Here is a 19053-nt window from a genome sequence, read left to right on the forward strand (position 1 = left end):
AACAGATAATTAAAATTTGTATTAACAAGTAAATCAAAATAACAAACCAGTAAGATTATGGCAATACCAGTATTAATGCCGCGCCAGGGCCAGTCAGTAGAATCATGCATTTTGGGGCAATGGTACAAATCGGTTGGAGAAGAAGTTAGTGAAGGAGACATCCTTTTCTCTTACGAAACCGACAAGGCATCGTTTGAAGAAGAAGCAAAAGAAAGCGGTGTGCTTTTAGCCACATTTTTTGAAGAAGGTGATGAGATTCCGGTACTCGCGAATGTTGCGGTTATCGGAAAAGCGGGAGAATCTTTTGACGAGTTCGCTCCCGGAAAAGAAGGAACTCAGGAATCGGAAGAAAAAGAAACGGCAGAAGAAGCACCTAAAGTAATTGAATTCGAGATGGAAGAAAGCGAATCTGGTAGTCGAATTCGAATATCCCCATTGGCAAAAAACATGGCGGAGTCGATGGGTGTTGACATCTCAACATTAAAAGGCTCCGGCCCCCGCGGCAGAATTATTGCCCGTGATATAGAAGAAGCCTCAAAAACAACAACACCAGAACCGGCAGTAAATACAGAAACAAAAGCCAAACCGGCACCTGTTGCAGCTGCTCCGTCAAAACCCGCAGTTATTCTTGAATCGGGAAGTGATTTTGAGGTAAAATCGATTCCAAATATTCGCAAACTGATTGCAAACGCAATGCACCAGTCGTTGCAAAACTCGGCACAACTTACACACCATATGAGTGCTGATGCGCGACAAATCATGAAATTGCGCAAAAAATTCAAAAAAGAATATTCCGAAGGAACAATCAAACAAAATGTTACAATTAATGATTTGGTTTGTTTCGCAGTAATTCGTGCGTTGGAAAAATTTCCACAGGCAAACACGCATTATCTGGGCGACAAAATGAAATGGTTCAAAAAAGTTCATCTTGGACTGGCAGTTGACACGGATCGTGGCCTTATGGTTCCTGCCGTTCAAAACGCTGACGATTTATCGATCACAGGACTTTCTTACCAACTACAGCAAGTTGCCACACAAAGCCGTGCCGGAAGTATCAATCCTGACTTATTAAGTCCGGAAGCAGCGTCATTTACAGTTTCTAACCTTGGAAATTATGGCGTGGAAATGTTTACTCCGGTAATAAATCTTCCGCAAACTGCTATTTTGGGAGTTTGTACAATCATCCCACGCCCAAAAGAAATTGAAGATGGGGTTTACGGTTTTGTTCCAATGATGGGACTTTCGTTAACTTACGATCACCAGGCGCTGGACGGAGGAGAAGCAACTCTATTCCTTGCTGAAATTAAAAATCAGATTGAAACTCTTTCACTTTAATATTAAACTTAATACGATGCCAAAAGTACAATTTATAAATCCTGAAGAGGTCAGAAAACCTCGCCAACTGGAATTCAAACCAATTCCAATCAATCAGTACGAAAAAACGATTGAAGAAGAAAAAGAAAATTTTTCAAAAGAAGATTTTATCCGCATATTTCATGACATGGTTGTTATTCGCGAATTTGAAACCATGTTAAACCTGATAAAAACCCGCGGAGAATACAACGAGATTCCATACAATCATCCGGGACCAGCTCACCTTTCCATCGGGCAGGAAGCTGCTGCTGTTGGAATGGCTTACACTTTAGATGTTGATGATTTTATCTTTGGTTCGCACCGCAGCCACGGTGAAATTTTAGCAAAAGGTTTGTCTGCTATTTCAAAATTGGATGACAAAACACTGGAAGAAATAATGGAAACCCATTTTGATGGAAAAACCCTGGCTCCGGTAAAAGCGGGCCACAAGGGCTCCACAAAAGAGTTGGCTGTTAAATTCCTTATTTACGGAACACTGGCTGAAATTTTTGCCCGCGAAACCGGATTCAACAAAGGGCTGGGGGGTTCGATGCACGCGTTCTTCACTCCTTTTGGAGTTTATCCGAACAACGCTATTGTTGGTGGTTCCGGCGATATTTCGGTGGGAGCAGCTTTGTACAAAAAAGTAAACCGTAAAAAAGGGATTGTTGTGGCCAACATTGGCGACGCATCCATGGCTTGCGGTCCGGTTTGGGAAGGATTAACTTTTGCTACCATGGACCAATTCTCTGAACTGTGGGAAGGCGATATGAAAGGCGGACTTCCCCTGGTTGTCAATATTATGAATAACCAATACGGAATGGGCGGACAAACCTGCGGAGAAACTATGGGTTATGAAATTGCAGCCAGAATTGGTGCCGGATTAAACAAAGATCAGATGCATGCCGAACGCGTTGACGGTTACAATCCGTTGGCAGTAATCGACGCCTACAAACGTAAAAGAAAAATCATTGAAGAAAAACGCGGCCCGGTTTTACTTGACGTTCTTACCTACCGTTACAGCGGGCACTCTCCTTCCGATGCCTCTTCCTACCGTTCAAAAGAAGAAGTGGAAGCCTGGGAAAAACAGGATTCGATTGTTTGGTTTGGCAGCGAATTGGTAAAAGCCGGCATTGCCACACAAGAAGAATTGGAGGCCATTAAAAACGAAACGGTAGAAATTATTACAAGTTCGCTCAAACTGGCTATCGACGACGAAGTTTCGCCACACATGGACATGAAAAAATATCCAAATTTGATTGGCGATATGATGTTCAGCAACCAAAGCCTGGATAAAATGGAAGATCGTCCGGTGGAAGTAAATCACCCGATGGAAGAAAATCCCCGTGTTCAGCAACTGGCAAAAAAAGAACGGTTTATGTTTGATGAAAACGGAAAACCGCATTCAAAAATAAAAACCTACGGATTACGCGATGGAATTTTCGAAGCAATCGTTGACCGTTTTTATAAAGATCCAACTTTAATTGCCTACGGAGAAGAAAACCGCGACTGGGGTGGCGCATTTGCTGTTTACCGCGGGTTAACAGAAGCACTGCCTTACCATCGTTTGTTTAATTCTCCTATTTCAGAAGCATCGATTGTGGGAACTGCCATTGGCTACGCCATGTGCGGAGGCCGTGTAATTCCTGAAATTATGTATTGCGACTTTTTGGGTCGTGCCGGCGACGAGGTTTTTAACCAACTTCCAAAATGGCAGGCCATGAGTGGAAATGTACTTAAAATGCCGGTTGTAATTCGTGTTTCTGTTGGTTCAAAATATGGGGCACAACACTCGCAAGACTGGACAGCGCTGGCTGCTCATATTCCCGGATTAAAAGTCGTTTTCCCGGTTACGCCGTACGATGCAAAAGGGTTAATGACCAGCGCACTTCAGGGAACTGACCCGGTGGTTTTCTTTGAAAGCCAACGTATTTACGATATTGGCGAACAATTCCACGAAGGTGGTGTACCGGAAGGTTATTATGAAATTCCAATGGGCGAACCGGATATCAAAAAAGAAGGAAGCGATGTTACCATTTTAACCATTGGGGCAACTTTGTATCGCGCTCTGGATGCGGCTAAAACACTGGAGGAAAAATACAATCTTTCAGCTGAAGTAATTGATGCCCGCTCACTGGTGCCATTTAATTACGATCTGGTAATTGAATCCATCAAAAAAACAGGAAGAATTGTAATTTCGGGCGATGCTTCCGGACGCGGTTCGTTCCTGCGCGATTTGGCCTCAAATATTACAGAACTGGCATTTGATTATTTAGATGCTCCACCAGTTGTTGTTGGTTCGCGTAACTGGATTACACCGGCACACGAACTGGAAGACTACTTCTTCCCTCAACCCGAGTGGATTATTGATGCCATCCACGAACGTATTCTTCCAATTCCGGGATATACACCTGAAAATGACTTTACGGAAGAAGAACAGCTTGACAGAAATGCAAAAGGAATCTAAAAAAAATAACGGGGAATTTTAAGTAAAAAAGGAAGTTCAGAATTCCCCGCTTATACTACTTTGCCAAAAAGTAATCTTAATCCGACTTTGAAAAAGGTCGGATTTTTTAGTATAACCGTAATGGCTGTCCGATTTGTAAAACCGAATTTTCAGTAATCTCATTTAAACGACAGATTTCCGCTATTGAAGTTTTGAACTTTCGGGAAATCACCCACAGCGAATCGCCTGAGCAAACTTTATAATACTCAGGTACTGCAACATTATTTGAATAGCCTTTTGGTTTTAATTCTTTGTGCAGGGCCGCCAAAGTTTTGGCATGACAAGCATCATTTCTCACTTTCTGATTCTCGTAGTCAAACACCAGCTCTGAGTCAAATACACGTCCGTTTTCGTGTATCTCAAAATGTAAATGACTGGTAGTTGCTCTTCCTGTTGAGCCTGCCAGTCCAATTGCTTCGCCCTTGTTCACCCACGAATGTTTTTCTACCAAAAATTTAGACAAATGTCCATAATAAGTTTCCAAATTATTTTTGTGCTGAAGCACGACCAAATTTCCAAAACCATAATAATAGCTCGATCGGGAAACAACACCACCACATACTGCATAAATGGTATCGCCTTTTTGCATTTTTATATCGGTTCCGTAATGCATTCTGCCCGAACGCGGCCCAAAACGACTGATTATTTTTCTGCCTTCACCGGGAACATCAAATTCAGCAAAATAAGATTGATTTGTGTCGTTTTTTTGTTTTTGAATAGAATCAAACTGAAAAATCGTTACTGCTGAAAGATATCCAGGGACAACAATTAAAGAATCCGTATTTACATATTGGGCGCGCACTTGTACAAAGCTCAAAACAAAAACAAATAAGCATAGCGGTAAAAGGTATTTTCCGGACATAAAACTCCAATTTCCCGCAATACTAATCAAAAAATAAATTCTATTTTTCTTTCTCAGCAACTTTTTACAAACACAAACAATTCATTTGAGAAGTATTAACAATAGCTCAAAATGGAAGCTTCTTCCAAACGCCAACAAATAACAAAATCCATCCGGCGATAAAACTCAAACCGCCCAGCGGAGTTATGGCCCCCAAAACTTTTATTCCTGAAACTGCGAGAACATACAAACTTCCTGAAAACAACACAATTCCGGCAGCTAATAAAATAGCTGACCATTTTAAATACACCGAAGGCATTGAGATTGATAACACACCAACAAGCAATAATCCCAAGGCATGGTAAAAATGATACTCAACGCCTGTTTTGTATGTTTGTAACATTTCATCAGATAAGTGTGATTTTAATCCGTGTGCCCCAAAAGCACCAATGCCAACAGCCAGTGCCATTAACAAGGAGGCGGACATAAGTATTGTTTTGCTCATTTCCTTCAATTTTTAAATGATTTAGTTTGATTAACAATTACAGATATCGGAAGTTTTGTTTTGTTCGAAGAAATAAAACAAAAACAGGACACCAAAGGACAGCCCATTTAAATCACTTTTCTTATTTTGCAGTTGGATTAAATCGAAAAAAATGGAACTGAACGAAAGTATATTTATTTCTTTCCCTGAGCCGGAAGAACTGTTGAACGGGTATAAAAAGCAAACAAAAAAACCACTTCCCGATATTAACGGACACATTCACACGCCCCATTCTTTTAGTGCTTTTTCTGAAATAGAGCAGGCATTTCAGTTAACAGATGAAGCGGGTGTTTCTGTTTTGGGAATCAACGATTTTTATACAACCGATGGCTACGACGAATTTGCAGCACTGGCAAAAAAATATAAAATCTTTCCGCTGTTTAATATCGAATTTATGGCTTTGCAAAAAGACTTGCAGGAAGCCGGAGTTCGGGTAAACGACCCCAGCAATCCGGGAAGAACTTATTTTAGTGGAAAAGGACTACGGCAACCCGCAAAAATGAGTGAAACTTCCTTCAAAAAAATTAAAGATTTACAGGAAGAAAGTAACCGCCAGACTTTTGAGATGGTAACAAAACTAAATGCTTTTTTTGCGGAAAATAAAATTGATATTCAGTTTGATGCGGCAGAAGTGCAACAGCGACTGGCAAAAAACCTGTTTCGCGAACGGCACATTGCGCAGGCCATTCGGATTGCAGTTTTTGAAAAAGAAGAAACAGACCTTGGGCGCGCTGCACTTTTAAATGCCATTTTTCAGGGGAAAACAATAAAGTCGGCCATTGACGATTTTGCCGGCTTGGAAAATGAAATTCGCGGCAACCTCCTAAAATCAGGAGGTGCGGCTTTTGTTCCTGAAGATCCAAAAGCATTTCTTTCGCTGGAGGAAGTAAAAGAAATTATTATCGACGCTGGTGGAATTCCGTGTTATCCGGTTTTACTCGACTTTGGAAATGGAAACTTTACCGATTACGAAGCCGACAAAGAAAAGCTACTTCAGGAATTACTAAAAAATGATGTTTATTCCATTGAACTTATTCCGGCAAGAAACAACTACGATATATTTAAAAACTTTGTAAAATTCTTTAATAAAAACGGTTTTGCAATCACCTTTGGAAGCGAACACAACACGCCCAAACTCGACCCGATAAAATTAAGCGGTGGCGGAGGTATTGAACTCGACGACGAATTAAAAACAATTAATTACGAAGGTGCAGCAGTGGTTGCAGCTCATCAATATTTAATTGCGAAAGGAAAAGAAGGTTACCTTAACGGGAAAAAAGCAAAAACCGGAGAAAAAGAATATTTTATTGAACTGGGAAAAGCTGTAATTGCCTATTTTCAGTAAACCTAATAGATCGATTAACCTTGAAGCCCTAAAAATCTTCAAGGTTTTTAAATGTAAAAACAAAAATCATGAAACCGGAAATAAAAGATTTAATCGACGTTTCACGCTTTTACGGACAAAACAAAGGATACGTAATTGCAGGGGGCGGAAACACTTCTTATAAAGATGAAAATAATCTCTGGATAAAAGCCAGCGGCACCAACCTCGGAAATATTGATGAAGATGGTTTTTGCGTGCTCGATCGTCAAAAATTAAACGACATTCCGAACCAACAATTTTCTGAAGATTCGGCCGCACGTGAAGAACAGGTAAAAAATGCACTTTTAAATGCGCGTATAAATCCGGATTCCGGCTTGCGCCCATCGGTAGAAACTTCGCTGCATAACCTGTTTAGCTACAGTTTTGTGGTGCATACCCACATGACTTTGATAAACGGATTAATGTGCAGTCAACTGGCAAAAGAAAAAACACTGGAGATTTTTGGAGAAGAAGTACTTTATGTTCCCTACTCCGATCCGGGATACATTTTGTTCAAAATAATAGCCGACGAAATTGCAAAATACAACGAAAAATATAGCTGCGACCCGAAAATTGTGCTTATCCAAAACCATGGAATATTTGTGGCTGCCAATTCAATAGATGAAATCAACGGTATTTATGCAGGAATAGAATCAAAATTAAAAAGCACTTTTGAAGTATTTCCGGAAGAAAAAGAAATCGCAGTATCCGACAAAATGGTAGAAGTTCTGCCGGCTGCGAGAATGTTGCTTTCTAAAGAAAAATTAAAAGTTGCCACCGCTTTTAACAGCTCCTGGATTTTGGGTTTTATTGAAAATAAAGAAAGTTTCGACAAAGGACTTTCCCGTCCGTTCAATCCCGACCAAATGGTGTATTGTATGGCGGAATATCTTTTTATTGAAAATAGTGAAACTTCAGAAAATATTATTTCAGAGACACAATCAAAAATTGAAGAATTCAAATCGCGCAGAGGTGTAATGCCCAAAATCATTTTTATTCAAAATGAAGGCGTAATTGCAGCGGAAGATTCAGCTGCGTCTGTTGAATATTTAAAAGATATTGTAAACGATTTTTGCCAGATTAGCAAACTTTCCGAAAACTTTGGTGGCCAGCACCCGATGACTCCCGAGCAGGTAGCTTTTATTGAGAGCTGGGAAGTAGAAAATTATCGCAAAAAAGTTTCGCTGGGAGGAAAACCACAAGGCCGGCTGGAAAACCGGATAATAGTTGTAACCGGTGCAGCCCAGGGATTTGGAGCTGGCGTTGCTCAGGTTCTCCACAACGACGGGGCCAACATTATTATTGCCGATTTAAACGAAGAAAAAGGAAAAGAGTTTGCCGATAAACTGAATGCTAAAGGCACAAAAAATAAAGCTTTTTTTGCAAAAGTAAACGTTTCAGAAGGCGCTTCCGTGGAAAATCTGGTAAAAGAAACAACATTGAAGTTTGGCGGTTTGGATGTGATGATTTCCAACGCCGGAATTTTGCGCGCGGGCAGTTTGGATGAAATGGATCAGGCTACTTTCGAGCTCATGACAAAAGTAAATTACACCGGTTATTTCCTCTGTTCGAAATACGCACAAAAAGTGATGAAAATCCAGCATAAATACAAACCCGGATTTTACATGGACATCATCCAAATCAACTCAAAATCGGGGCTAAAAGGCAGCAACAAAAATTTTGCCTACGCCGGAGGAAAATTTGGAGGAATCGGTCTCACCCAGTCATTTGCTCTTGAATTAATGCCGTTTAATATCAAGGTGAATTCCATTTGTCCGGGAAACTTTTTTGACGGCCCGTTGTGGAGCGACCCGGAAAATGGGTTATTCGTTCAATATTTAAAAGCAGGAAAGGTACCTGGCGCCAAAACCATTGGCGATGTTAAAGCGTTTTATGAAGCACAGGTTCCTGCCGGACGTGGTTGCACCGCAGAAGACGTAGCAAAGGCCATTTTTTATGTTATCGACCAGGAATACGAAACCGGGCAGGCAGTACCCGTTACCGGCGGACAAAATATGTTGAAATAAAAAGCCTCCCCCAGCCCCTCCGAGGGAGGGGAGCAAGAAAAGCCACTTCCAAGGAAAAGGATAAAGAAAGTACCGAAACGATTAAAAACAAAAGATATGAAAAATACAAATAACACTCAACCAACTTCGTCTTTTTCCTCCCCTTCGGGGAGGTCAGGAGGGGCCCTCACAAAAGCAGTACGATTATACGGAAAAAAAGATTTGCGTTTGGAAGAATTTGAACTTCCGCAAATTAAAGATGACGAGATTTTAGCAAAAGTAGTGTCGGACAGTATTTGTATGTCGAGCTACAAAGCTGCAACACAGGGAACTGACCACAAGCGCGTTCCGAACGATGCCGCCGAAAATCCGATAATTATCGGGCATGAATTTGCAGGCGAAATTGTAGAAGTTGGCGCGCAGTGGCAGCACAAATTTAAATCGGGACAAAAATTTTCGATTCAACCGGCTATCTATTATGAAGACGGGCCGGTAGGAATTTTAAGTGCACCGGGCTATTCCTATCAAAATATTGGCGGCGACGCTACTTATGTAATTATTCCAAAAGACGTACTTATTCAGGATTGTTTGCTGGCTTACGAAGGCCCTGGTTTTTACCCTGCCTCGCTTTCCGAGCCTCTGAGCTGCGTAATTGGCGCAATGCATGCGAATTATCATACCACACCTGGTTCGTACATTCACCAAATGGAAATTAAACAAGGTGGAAAAATGGCGATTCTTGCCGGAGTTGGACCAATGGGACTCGCTGCAATTAACTACGTAGTTAGCCGCGAAGATCGCAAGCCCTCGTTAATGGTGGTTACTGATATTGCCCAGGATCGCTTAGACCGTGCTGCCGAAATTTTCCCAACAGCATGGGCAAAAGAAAACGGAATTGAATTGATTTATCTGAATACCGGCGATATTGAAAATCCGGTGGAAAAACTAAAAGAAATTTCAGGTGGTGGTTACGACGATGTTTTTGTTTTTGCTCCGGTAGCTCCGGTAGTTGAACAGGCTGATGCAATTTTGGCACACGATGGTTGTTTAAACTTTTTTGCAGGTCCATCGAACCCTGAATTCTCCGCAAAATTAAATTTTTACAACGTTCACTATGCATATACACACATCGTGGGAACATCGGGCGGAAACAACGACGACATGGTTGAGGCACTCGATTGTATGAGTAAAGGATTGGACCCGGCCGGATTAATTACACACGTTGGAGGACTGAATGCTGTTGCCGAAACCACACTCAATCTTCCAAATGTTCCCGGCGGAAAAAAATTGATTTACACACATAAAAACTTACCTTTGGCAGCCATTTCCGATTTTGAAGAAATGGGAAAAACTAATCCGCTTTATGCGGAACTGGCAAAATTGGTAGCAAAAACAAAAGGCTTGTGGAATGTGGAAGCTGAGGAATATTTGCTGGCAAATGCGCCGGAAATTTAAATAAATTTGTGTGTATGCTCAACCTTTCCAACGATTTAGAAACAGCGCTTAAAGCCGCTCGTGCGGCGGCGACAATCATTGAAAAGAATTATAATAAAACACAGAATTCAAGTGTAAAAGACGGGTCGAAAGGACTGGTTACCGAAACGGATTTGGAAGCCGACAGGGCCATCGTTAAAATTCTTACCGAGAATTCAACATATCCTATCTTAAGTGAAGAAAGCGGTGTTACAGGAAATTCCGACGGTCCGATTTGGGTTATCGACCCGCTGGACGGAACCAATAATTTTGCACGCTCCATCCCGCTTTTTGGTGTTTCCATTGGACTTATGTCAGGCAAAGAATCGTTGATTGGAGTAATTATCGATCCTGTTCACAAGAAAGAATATTACGCAACTAAAAGGGGGGGTGCTTTTTGCAATGGAAAACCCATTACGCTCCCTTTGTTTGACACAGAATATATTCCTATGATTTTTCTGAATCACGGCTACGATGAAAATCATCGTGGAAAATTCAAAAAATTTACTGCCGCTACTGCTTCTTCCTACAACACACTAAAACTTGGCACAACTGCAATTGAACTCATTCAGGTGGCAAGCGGAGCCGTGGACGGATTTATTTGTGTGGGCGATGAACTTTGGGATTTTGCTGCCGGAATGGTTATCACTCAGGAAGCCGGTTGTGTTTTTACTGATTGGCAAGGAAAAACATGGGATGGAAAAAACAGTCAATTGCTGGTTACCCGTCCGGAAATTCATGAAGATTTGGTTGAACGACTAAAATTTATCTAAATTAGATTTCCGGTTTTATAGCCTCAACAAACCATAACAAATTTAATTTATGTAAACTTGCGTTTCAAAATTTGAAATATGAAGATATTTTACACGGTTATTGTTCTACTGATTGGCTCTTTATTGGCTATCCAGGGAAGCATAAACACGCAGTTGACTACATTTCTCAAACATCCGTTACAAGGAGCATTGGTAAATTTTCTGGTTGGCTTTTTATGTCTAGTGGCCCTTAATTTTATTTTCAGAACACAAATACCGGATTGGGGACATGTAAAAACGGCACCGGCACATCTTTTTATCGGCGGGTTACTGGGAGCAATTTTTGTTTCATCGGTTATTTTTTTTATACCCAAAATTGGTGTCAGTACGGCGTTGGCAGCATCCATTGCCGGACAGTTAGTCGCGGCTTCTGTAATCGACCACTTTGGTTTTTTTGGTCTGGCTACTCACCCGATTTCTGTTGGGCGAATTGCAGGGATACTGCTTCTGCTGGGTGGAATTTTTCTGATTCAAAAATATTAATCCGCTTCAAAATGCCATTTCCAACTAATCACTTATTGTTTCAAAGTAACTCAGTCCCATACGTAAATCGGCGTAGCTAAACGCTTCGCCCAAAGCTTCCCGGGCTGGTGTTAAGTTTCGGTTGTCTGTATGTTTAAAATATTGAACTATTTTCTCCACCTTTTCTTTATCGAGAAACAGCGCCACATCCAATTCATTCTGCCGAACAAAATGAGCCAAATGTCCCGCAATAGTTGTTTCTGCTAATCCACGTTCATTCGCAATTTCATCAATTGACTTTCCTGCCTGAAACAATTCCAGACTTACCCTTTTTGTATCGATTTTTGGCATTTTCTCTGCTTTTGGTTTTTGTTGCAGTGGAATTTCGCCCCTTTTAACATTATTTTCAGCACAATAATTTTGAATTATTTCGAGAATGTCAGCCCCATATTGTTCAATTTTTCGTTTCCCAAGCCCATTAATTAACTGCAACTGGGCCTCACCCGATGGTAAATAAGTTACCAGCTCAACCAACGATTTTTGAGAAAACACCATATATGCGGGAATATTCTGCCCCGCAGCAGTTACTGTTCGCCACTCGCGCAACTCCTGATACAATTCAGGGTGAGGAATATCGCCATAATTCAGGATTTCGCGGGCTTTTTGTTTTTTAGGTTTAACACCACTGCTTTCAATCATTGCCCTGGCACGAGCCTCCATAATTTCTTTCACCGAAAACTGATTGCGGCAAACGGCCAAAACGGCCAATTTGATTTTCGCTTCTCCTGCCAAATCGTTCACGCGTTGTTTTATTTTCTTTTTCACAGTGCTGTTATCAATATCCCAATCGACCTGTTCTATTCCATCAAGCAATACTTCCTGCACTTTTTCAGAAAAATAATCAGCTGCCTTTTTTATTCGTTCCAAAAGCTCGCTGTTTTTCTCCACATTGGGCTCTTGTCTCAGGTATTTATCAATCTGTTGCTGAAATTTATCGCCAACATCAGCCAACTGATTTCGCAATCCATTCCGCATTTTTCGGAAATCTCCGACAAAAATATCAGTAAAACTCCCCGGATTCTCCTCCATTATTTTACCGATTGAATTTACCAAATAAACAGCTCTGTAAAAACGGAAAAGCTCGCTTAACTGCTCACGCTGAAAAGCTAATTTCGCCTTGTTCAGTTCCGTTTCACCCGGCTGATTTTCTTCCACTTGTTGAATAAAACCACCCACCGTCTTGTCAGAAATAATGCTGTGCTCCCGAATGGGTGTTTTCAGCACCAGTCCTTCCAGGGTCTTACAACGGCTAAGCGCTACATAAACCTGCCCGTGGGCAAACGAAGCTTCGGCATCAATTATCGCGCGCTCAAATGTAAGTCCCTGGCTTTTGTGGATGGTAATCGCCCAGGCCAGTTTTAAGGGAATCTGGCTAAACGAACCTTCTAATTCCTCTTTTATTTCAGCCGTTTTCTTATCGATAGAATATTTTACATTTTCCCATAATAGTGATGTCACTTCAATCTCATTCTCTTCACCGGGGCACTGCACAAAAACGGAGTTCTCTCCTATACTGGTTACTTGTCCGATTTTGCCGTTAAAAAAACGTTTCTCCGGCTCGGGATCGTTCTTTACAAACATCACTTGTGCACCAATTTTTAAATGCAGTTCATAATCCGTTGGGAATGAATATTCGGGGAAATTCCCTTCCACATGCGCCGTAAACAATTTTGCTTTTGAAGGCAGCTCCTTTAGCTCTGAATCATTCATTCGATGTGCCTGTGCATTGTGTGTACAAAGTGTAATGTACCCTTCTTCGTCTCCCGGAACAAAACGCGGGTTGTATCGCAGGTTTAACTCTTCCTGCGCGTTCTTATCAAGAATATTGTCGCGCACTTTATTTAATATCGAAATAAATTTATCGTCCTGTTGCCGAAAAACGTGCGTAAGTTCGATACTCACATAAGGTGTCTCTTTTAGCGCTTTACAGCTAAAAAAATAGGCTGTTTCATATTCTCGTTTCAGCAATTCCCACTCTTCACGTTTTACTACCGGAGAAAGCTGCTGCAAGTCGCCAATCATAAGTAACTGAGCACCGCCAAAAGGCTTCCTCTTGTTTTTAAACCGGCACATCACTTTGTCGATAGCATCCAGAATATCAGCGCGAACCATACTAATTTCGTCAATAACCAACAAATCGAGACTACGGATAATATTGATCTTTTCTTTATTAAAACGCATCTGCCTGTTTGGGTCTTCTTCCATACCAACTTGCGGTGCAAAAGAAAGCTGAAAAAAAGAATGAATAGTTACTCCTCCTGCATTTATCGCAGCAACACCGGTTGGCGCCACTACAATCATTCGCTTTGGTGAACGTTCTTTTAAACTTTTTAAAAAAGTGGTTTTACCGGTTCCGGCTTTTCCTGTAAGAAAAATATTTTGCCCGGTATATTGTACAAAGTCAAAGGCTAGTTCCAGTTGTTTGTTGGTTTGCATTTTACAACAGTTTTTAGAAAAAAATAAAGGTAACTATTTTAAAAGAATTACTAAAACCTGTATGTAAAACTATAAGCGGCTCAATAAAACAATATTTATTCCCAAAGAATATAAATGCCCTTCCAAAGTAGAATTAAATACAGGCGTAAAGGAATAACGAAAGAAAGGCCCGGCCTGAAGTTGTATGTGATCTGAAATGCGTGTTTCCATTCCTAATCCTGCCAGGCCAACAAAATTTACTTTATTAAAATCTGCATCAATTTTGTATGCGCTTTCTTCAATCCTATCTTCAAATTTTGAAACAGCCGTAGATTTTCCATAAAGAAAAAAGTCGCTGGCAACTCCGGCAGAAACAAAGCAGCGAACATTCCTCTGCAAAAAATAATAATTTATTTTTACAGGAATCCCCCAATAATAGTAATGATATCTTACTGTATGCTTTTTTGGTATTAGCGGATCATTTTCAGCAGGATTTTCATCAAAAGTTTCAAAATCATTAAAATCTATTTCATATTTCTCTCCTTTATCTGAGAACCGAACACCCGATTCCAAAGCTAGTCTGTTACTTATTTGGGAATGAACAACAATCCCGGTGGTAAACCCCAAGCGAGCAAATTCATTTTTATCCCTAAACGAAATAAAACCGTCTAAATCCTCTTCTGAGCTGTTAAGGTGTCGATAAGAATAATCAGGAGAAAACAGGATTCCGACTGAAATCTTTTTGGATAAACCCGCGTTTTCTGAATTTTGGCCGACAACAAAAAACGGGAAAAAGAGTAGCAAAAAAATTGTTGCAGTGTGGTTTGGTTCCATTGGATAAGATTTGATTAGATTGATTTTTAATCGTAAAATGTTTAAGCGACAAAAAAATTATGACACTAAAAACTTTAATTTTGCCGGTATTCAATAAGCCCTAATAAACTCCGGGTAAATTGCTGCAAAAGATGCGAAAATAATTATAAACCTGCTTAATTATTTCTTTCTTCTTTAATGTACATCGGATTAATGTCTTCCCAATCTGAAGTGTTAAAATTTTCAAGGCAATTTGAAATCACCTCCCGAATTCTTTGTTCGTGCGTTTTTGTGACATTTACTGCGGGCTGTTCAACAAAGGCTTCCGCCGCGTACAATTTCCCCAAACTACCGTTTTTTTCCTTGTAAAACTCCATCTTCACCTCAGCTTTCCCTTTAACCGGCAGGCTAGAACTTTCTGAGATGTTTAGTTCTAAAATGCCGATAACAATTGGAATGCCATTTGAATCCTGTTCAAAATTCTCCTTTAAAAAGTTGAATACTGATTTTTCTACGCCCTCTTCGAGGTTGGCTGCTACCTTTGTCTTTTTAAAAACACCTTTTTGCACAAACCCAATATTCTCTTTGTTTTCTCTTTTATCAACAACTTCCTTCACATAAAATCCGTCTGCACCAAAAATTACAGGTTCATCCTGTAAAACAATCTTTTCTTCCTGACTCCATACAATATTCTGTATACCAACAACGAATAATAAAATAATACAAATTCTCATAGCTTCTAATAAATTTAAAACGTCAAAAATAACCAGAATAAAACGGTTTATAAATTACTTTGGCATATATTCTGGTTAAAAAACGATAAATATGAACCGGTTTATCATTTTCCAAACTCGTAATCGCGTTCCACTTTGGCTATTCTCGTTTTGTACGATTTATACCAAACAGATTTACCTTTTTGTTGTGCCTCCTGATGCTCAAAATTTTGCTTCCATTTTTTGATGGATTCCGGATCTTCCCAATATGAAACCGTTATTCCAAGATTCTCGCGAGCCGATTCAACCCCCAGAAAACCTTGCTGTTTTTGCGCCAGCTGTGTCATTTTTTCCGCCATCCCGGCATAACCACTATCTTCTTTCATTTTCAACGAAGTAAAAATTACAGCATAATAAGGAGGTTCCGGTGTTTTGGCTATCATTGTTTAAGAATTTAGTTGAACAACATGTAAAGGAATATATTGAGGTCCGCCGGTCTTCAGAATACTTTGGTAAAAAATAACCTCGGTTACCTTTACAATCTGAAATGTTTGATTTTTACGTTCTTCCACAAACCGATAAAAACTCTTTTTATTTTTTAGAAACTTTATTCGTCCGATTGTCAAATGCGGTTTGAATTCCCTGTTTTCTTTTTCAAATCCCAAAGTATTCAAACAGGTTTCCAAATCGGCGGCAAAAAATTCTATTTGTTCAAAGTTGCGGATACCGGAAAACAAAACCCGTGGTTGCCCTTTTGATTCAAAATACCCCAAACCATTCAATTGAAATACAAAAGAAGAATATTTTGCACCACTATTTTCAATACAGTTTTTTATCTTTTGAATTTGAGCAGGAGAGGTCTCTCCCAAAAATTTTAAAGTCAAATGCAGATTGTTTTCTTCCACCCATTTTATTGCTTCCCTTTCAAACACATCCCTGCAATTGTGAAGTAAATTAACCAACTCAGGTTCGGGTTTAATTTTAACAGCGATAAATGTTCTGATATTTGAACTTGAATTCATAAATCTAAATGGGGCCGTAATATCCAACTTCAACCAAAGTCACTATCTCTTCCAGCATTCTGTCTTCTCCGTAAGGATCGTATTCATCTTTCAGGTTATTTTTGAAAATACGGGCAATTCCCTGCCAGAATACAGCGCTGAATTCACCTCTAAAATCCCGAATCAAACTATAGGGTGTTCGTTCCGTTTCGCGGTTAATCAACTTTAATAATAAACGCCCGTCAGACATCGACCACCTTTTTAACTCATCTTTATGTTTGTCAAGCAACTCCTTTTCGAGTCCTTTCATTAATTTTCTTCGATCTCGCTGATCTTCCAACGCAAAATATTTGGGTTCATATTCCTTTAACAGATGACGGGCTTCAAGAGCCAGCGGATAAACCTTTTTTACTTTGGCCACCAAACGACTATATCTTCTTTGTTGTCTTCGGTTTAGTTCTTTGGGATTAATGGTTATTTCGTCAAGTTTTTTATAAACAACCGTATCTCCCTCTTCAATCAAACCGATAACAAAATCGGATGAATCCTTCTCCTGTCCTACAACTGAAAAAGCAGGTAAAACGATGAAAATCAATATGTAAATACATCTTTTCAGCATATTATTCTTTCAAGTGTAAAAGTAGAACGAATAATTTATTTTTCAATTATCAAAAAAACAAAGTTTATATCTTTGTTCACTATAAAATAAAAATGAAAATTGAAGATGCAAACCAGTATAAACTCTGAAATTGGTAAATTGGAAGGTGTTGTTGTTCATACACCGGGAGCAGAAGTTGAAAATATGACTCCGGAAAATGCTGAACGTGCGCTTTACAGTGACATTCTTAACCTTTCCATTGCAAGCCGCGAGTATGCTCAAATGATTGGCGTATTGAGAAAAACAACGCAGGTACTGGAAGTAAAAAAACTGTTAAGCGATATTTTAAAAAACGATACATGCAAAGAACAACTTTTAAAAGATGTTTGTGTTCATGAACAGATTCCCGGCCTTGCAGATGAATTGCTCCAGCATAAAGAGGAAGACCTTGCCGCTTTATTGACAGAGGGGCTAATACTGGAAAAGAACAACCTGACAAATTACCTGAACAATGAGCGTTTTTTGTTACGTCCGCTACACAATTTATTTTTCACCCGCGACTCGGCGATGGGAATGAACCAGTCGATGTTAATCGGGAAAATGGCTAATCCTGTGCGCGAAAGGGAAACGCTGATTATGGAAGCCATTTTTAAAAATCATCCGGTATTTGAAACGCAGGTAGTAAATCCGTTAAACAATAAAAGCAGCATTTTAAAAAGCGCCCAAATAAAAATTGAAGGTGGTGATTTTCAGGTAGCGCGTCCTGATGTATTTGTTATAGGAACCGGGATGAGAACCAGTACGCAAGGCATTGATTTTATTATTGAGCACATCAAACAACAAAAAAAAGAACCACATCATATCATTGTTCAGGAACTACCTTCAACTCCGGAGTCTTTTATCCACCTCGATATGATTTTTACTTTTCTGGATGTGGATACCTGCATGGCCTACGACCCGGTTATTTTTGGAACCAGTCGTTTTCGCACCATTCATATTCAAATTGAAAACGGGAAAGTCATTAAAATTGGTGAGGAGGCTAATATTCCTTCGGCCTTACGAAAACTGGGAATCGATCTGAAATCAGTTTCCTGTGGAGGAAAAGAAGATTTATGGGTTCAGGAACGTGAGCAGTGGCACAGCGGTGCTAACTTTTTTGCACTGGCTCCCGGAAAAGTAATTGGATATGAGCGTAACGTTCACACAGTGGAAGAACTAAACAAAAACGGATTTGAAGTTTTAAAAGCAACCGATTTGATAGAAAATAAAGTCTCTATTGACGATTATAAAAAGTGTATAATTACCATTGCCGGTTCGGAGCTGGCGCGCGGAGGTGGTGGTGCCCGTTGTATGACAATGCCGGTGCGAAGAGCAGAAGTAAGTTGGTAGGAAACCTTCTCCACCCATCCGAAAGAGGGGGTGAAAAAACATTACATGAAATTATCACTTTTAAAAATCAGAACTTTTATCTTTTTTCAGAAAACATAATCGAATGCGAAAATTACGAAACAGCGAACTAAACAGATTAACAGTTGACGAATTCAAAGAGACATCAAAAACTCCCCTGATAGTGGTACTTGACAATATAAGAAGCTGTAATAATGTCGGCTCTGTTTTCCGGACTTCGGATGCCTTTCTTATTGAAAAAATTTACCTCTGTGGAATAACGGCTACCCCTCCCAACAAAGAAATTCATAAAACCGCTCTTGATGCTGAAAAATCAGTTGAATGGAAATACCTCGAAAAAACGGAAGATGCTGTTACGGAGTTGAAAAACGCCGGCTTTAATGTTTACGCAATCGAGCAGGTAGAAAATAGTATTTCTTTACCCGATTTTAAACCGGAAGCGAACGAAAAGCTGGCAATTGTATTTGGAAACGAAGTAAAAGGGGTACAGCCAAAAGTGGTGAATTTATGTGACGGAAGTATTGAAATCCCACAGTTTGGAACAAAACATTCTTTTAATATCTCGGTAAGCGCCGGAATTATTTTGTGGGATTTATTTCAGAAAATGAACGAAGAAAAAAATGCGGGAAAACTGAGGTTGAAGAAATTAATTTGACATTACTGTTTTTTTGAATTAAATTCAAAAG

17 protein-coding genes are annotated in these 19053 nt (G+C 39.9%); 9 read left to right on the plus strand and 8 right to left on the minus strand.

All coding sequences use genetic code 11. The features are described from left to right. Positions 1–57: 57 nt before the first annotated feature. Positions 58–1335: a dihydrolipoamide acetyltransferase family protein gene (locus K5G00_RS01150; protein ID WP_238763525.1), complete on the plus strand. Its 1278-nt coding sequence runs from the start codon at positions 58–60 to the stop codon at positions 1333–1335. 16 nt (positions 1336–1351) lie between these two features. Continuing rightward, on the plus strand, positions 1352–3820 hold the full coding sequence (locus K5G00_RS01155) for an alpha-ketoacid dehydrogenase subunit alpha/beta (protein WP_238763527.1): 2469 nt from the start codon (positions 1352–1354) through the stop codon (positions 3818–3820). 106 nt (positions 3821–3926) lie between these two features. Here the strand turns inward: K5G00_RS01155 and K5G00_RS01160 are convergent, their stop codons facing one another. Together K5G00_RS01160 and K5G00_RS01165 are read right to left on the minus strand one after the other, a co-directional pair. Continuing rightward, positions 3927–4721 (minus strand): M23 family metallopeptidase, encoded by a 795-nt coding sequence (locus tag K5G00_RS01160; RefSeq protein ID WP_238763528.1) that lies wholly within the window; start codon positions 4719–4721, stop codon positions 3927–3929. Between the two features lie 106 nt (positions 4722–4827). After that, the gene (locus tag K5G00_RS01165) at positions 4828–5205 is read right to left on the minus strand and encodes a DUF423 domain-containing protein (protein ID WP_238763530.1); all 378 of its coding nucleotides are present in this window, start codon (positions 5203–5205) and stop codon (positions 4828–4830) included. Positions 5206–5356: 151 nt separating this feature from the next. Between K5G00_RS01165 and K5G00_RS01170 the strand changes: the two genes are divergently transcribed. The 5 genes from K5G00_RS01170 to K5G00_RS01190 all read left to right on the plus strand — a co-directional run bounded on the left by K5G00_RS01170 (position 5357) and on the right by K5G00_RS01190 (position 11381). Next, positions 5357–6589 carry a PHP domain-containing protein gene (locus K5G00_RS01170; protein WP_238763532.1) on the plus strand — a complete coding sequence of 411 codons (1233 nt, stop codon included), beginning with the start codon at positions 5357–5359 and terminating at the stop codon, positions 6587–6589. A gap of 68 nt (positions 6590–6657) precedes the next feature. Continuing rightward, positions 6658–8634 carry an SDR family NAD(P)-dependent oxidoreductase gene (locus K5G00_RS01175; protein ID WP_238763534.1) on the plus strand — a complete coding sequence of 659 codons (1977 nt, stop codon included), beginning with the start codon at positions 6658–6660 and terminating at the stop codon, positions 8632–8634. Between the two features lie 96 nt (positions 8635–8730). Then, entirely contained in the window at positions 8731–10068 is a 1338-nt protein-coding gene (locus K5G00_RS01180; RefSeq protein ID WP_238763536.1) for a zinc-binding dehydrogenase, read from the plus strand. A gap of 14 nt (positions 10069–10082) precedes the next feature. Continuing rightward, positions 10083–10859: an inositol monophosphatase family protein gene (locus tag K5G00_RS01185; RefSeq protein WP_238763540.1), complete on the plus strand. Its 777-nt coding sequence runs from the start codon at positions 10083–10085 to the stop codon at positions 10857–10859. A 78-nt stretch (positions 10860–10937) separates the two neighbouring features. After that, a complete protein-coding gene (locus tag K5G00_RS01190; RefSeq protein ID WP_238763542.1) occupies positions 10938–11381 on the plus strand; it encodes a DMT family transporter in 444 nt (147 codons plus the stop codon). Between the two features lie 24 nt (positions 11382–11405). On the opposite strand, the gene K5G00_RS29990 is transcribed toward K5G00_RS01190, so the two are convergent. The 6 genes from K5G00_RS29990 to K5G00_RS01230 form a co-directional block, all read right to left on the minus strand. After that, complete coding sequence (locus tag K5G00_RS29990) at positions 11406–13856, minus strand: helix-turn-helix domain-containing protein (protein WP_317235524.1); 2451 nt, start codon at positions 13854–13856, stop codon at positions 11406–11408. Between the two features lie 69 nt (positions 13857–13925). Beyond that, a complete protein-coding gene (locus K5G00_RS01210) occupies positions 13926–14669 on the minus strand; it encodes an outer membrane beta-barrel protein (RefSeq protein ID WP_238763544.1) in 744 nt (247 codons plus the stop codon). 155 nt (positions 14670–14824) lie between these two features. Continuing rightward, entirely contained in the window at positions 14825–15382 is a 558-nt protein-coding gene (locus tag K5G00_RS01215; protein ID WP_238763546.1) for a hypothetical protein, read from the minus strand. 104 nt (positions 15383–15486) lie between these two features. Beyond that, positions 15487–15804 carry an antibiotic biosynthesis monooxygenase family protein gene (locus K5G00_RS01220; protein ID WP_238763547.1) on the minus strand — a complete coding sequence of 106 codons (318 nt, stop codon included), beginning with the start codon at positions 15802–15804 and terminating at the stop codon, positions 15487–15489. A gap of 3 nt (positions 15805–15807) precedes the next feature. Then, entirely contained in the window at positions 15808–16383 is a 576-nt protein-coding gene (thpR, locus tag K5G00_RS01225; protein ID WP_238763549.1) for an RNA 2',3'-cyclic phosphodiesterase, read from the minus strand. A gap of 4 nt (positions 16384–16387) precedes the next feature. Further along, complete coding sequence (locus K5G00_RS01230; RefSeq protein WP_238763551.1) at positions 16388–16981, minus strand: DUF4294 domain-containing protein; 594 nt, start codon at positions 16979–16981, stop codon at positions 16388–16390. 105 nt (positions 16982–17086) lie between these two features. Between K5G00_RS01230 and K5G00_RS01235 the strand changes: the two genes are divergently transcribed. Together K5G00_RS01235 and K5G00_RS01240 are read left to right on the plus strand one after the other, a co-directional pair. Beyond that, on the plus strand, positions 17087–18349 hold the full coding sequence (locus tag K5G00_RS01235; RefSeq protein ID WP_238763552.1) for an arginine deiminase: 1263 nt from the start codon (positions 17087–17089) through the stop codon (positions 18347–18349). A 103-nt stretch (positions 18350–18452) separates the two neighbouring features. Continuing rightward, complete coding sequence (locus tag K5G00_RS01240; RefSeq protein ID WP_238763555.1) at positions 18453–19022, plus strand: RNA methyltransferase; 570 nt, start codon at positions 18453–18455, stop codon at positions 19020–19022. Positions 19023–19053 lie beyond the last annotated feature (31 nt).

The organism is Maribellus maritimus (genome assembly GCF_022267315.1).
GTDB classification, from domain to species: Bacteria; Bacteroidota; Bacteroidia; order Bacteroidales; family Prolixibacteraceae; genus Draconibacterium; species Draconibacterium maritimum.

What these genes read in the sequence shown, in the direction of transcription:
- K5G00_RS01150 (WP_238763525.1), top strand. Translation starts at nt 58, where the DNA reads ATGGCAATACCAGTATTAATGCCGCGCCAGGGCCAGTCAGTAGAATCA.
- K5G00_RS01155 (WP_238763527.1), top strand. Translation starts at nt 1,352, where the DNA reads ATGCCAAAAGTACAATTTATAAATCCTGAAGAGGTCAGAAAACCTCGC.
- K5G00_RS01160 (WP_238763528.1), bottom strand. Translation starts at nt 4,721, where the DNA reads ATGTCCGGAAAATACCTTTTACCGCTATGCTTATTTGTTTTTGTTTTG.
- K5G00_RS01165 (WP_238763530.1), bottom strand. Translation starts at nt 5,205, where the DNA reads ATGAGCAAAACAATACTTATGTCCGCCTCCTTGTTAATGGCACTGGCT.
- K5G00_RS01170 (WP_238763532.1), top strand. Translation starts at nt 5,357, where the DNA reads ATGGAACTGAACGAAAGTATATTTATTTCTTTCCCTGAGCCGGAAGAA.
- K5G00_RS01175 (WP_238763534.1), top strand. Translation starts at nt 6,658, where the DNA reads ATGAAACCGGAAATAAAAGATTTAATCGACGTTTCACGCTTTTACGGA.
- K5G00_RS01180 (WP_238763536.1), top strand. Translation starts at nt 8,731, where the DNA reads ATGAAAAATACAAATAACACTCAACCAACTTCGTCTTTTTCCTCCCCT.
- K5G00_RS01185 (WP_238763540.1), top strand. Translation starts at nt 10,083, where the DNA reads ATGCTCAACCTTTCCAACGATTTAGAAACAGCGCTTAAAGCCGCTCGT.
- K5G00_RS01190 (WP_238763542.1), top strand. Translation starts at nt 10,938, where the DNA reads ATGAAGATATTTTACACGGTTATTGTTCTACTGATTGGCTCTTTATTG.
- K5G00_RS29990 (WP_317235524.1), bottom strand. Translation starts at nt 13,856, where the DNA reads ATGCAAACCAACAAACAACTGGAACTAGCCTTTGACTTTGTACAATAT.
- K5G00_RS01210 (WP_238763544.1), bottom strand. Translation starts at nt 14,669, where the DNA reads ATGGAACCAAACCACACTGCAACAATTTTTTTGCTACTCTTTTTCCCG.
- K5G00_RS01215 (WP_238763546.1), bottom strand. Translation starts at nt 15,382, where the DNA reads ATGAGAATTTGTATTATTTTATTATTCGTTGTTGGTATACAGAATATT.
- K5G00_RS01220 (WP_238763547.1), bottom strand. Translation starts at nt 15,804, where the DNA reads ATGATAGCCAAAACACCGGAACCTCCTTATTATGCTGTAATTTTTACT.
- thpR (WP_238763549.1), bottom strand. Translation starts at nt 16,383, where the DNA reads ATGAATTCAAGTTCAAATATCAGAACATTTATCGCTGTTAAAATTAAA.
- K5G00_RS01230 (WP_238763551.1), bottom strand. Translation starts at nt 16,981, where the DNA reads ATGCTGAAAAGATGTATTTACATATTGATTTTCATCGTTTTACCTGCT.
- K5G00_RS01235 (WP_238763552.1), top strand. Translation starts at nt 17,087, where the DNA reads ATGCAAACCAGTATAAACTCTGAAATTGGTAAATTGGAAGGTGTTGTT.
- K5G00_RS01240 (WP_238763555.1), top strand. Translation starts at nt 18,453, where the DNA reads ATGCGAAAATTACGAAACAGCGAACTAAACAGATTAACAGTTGACGAA.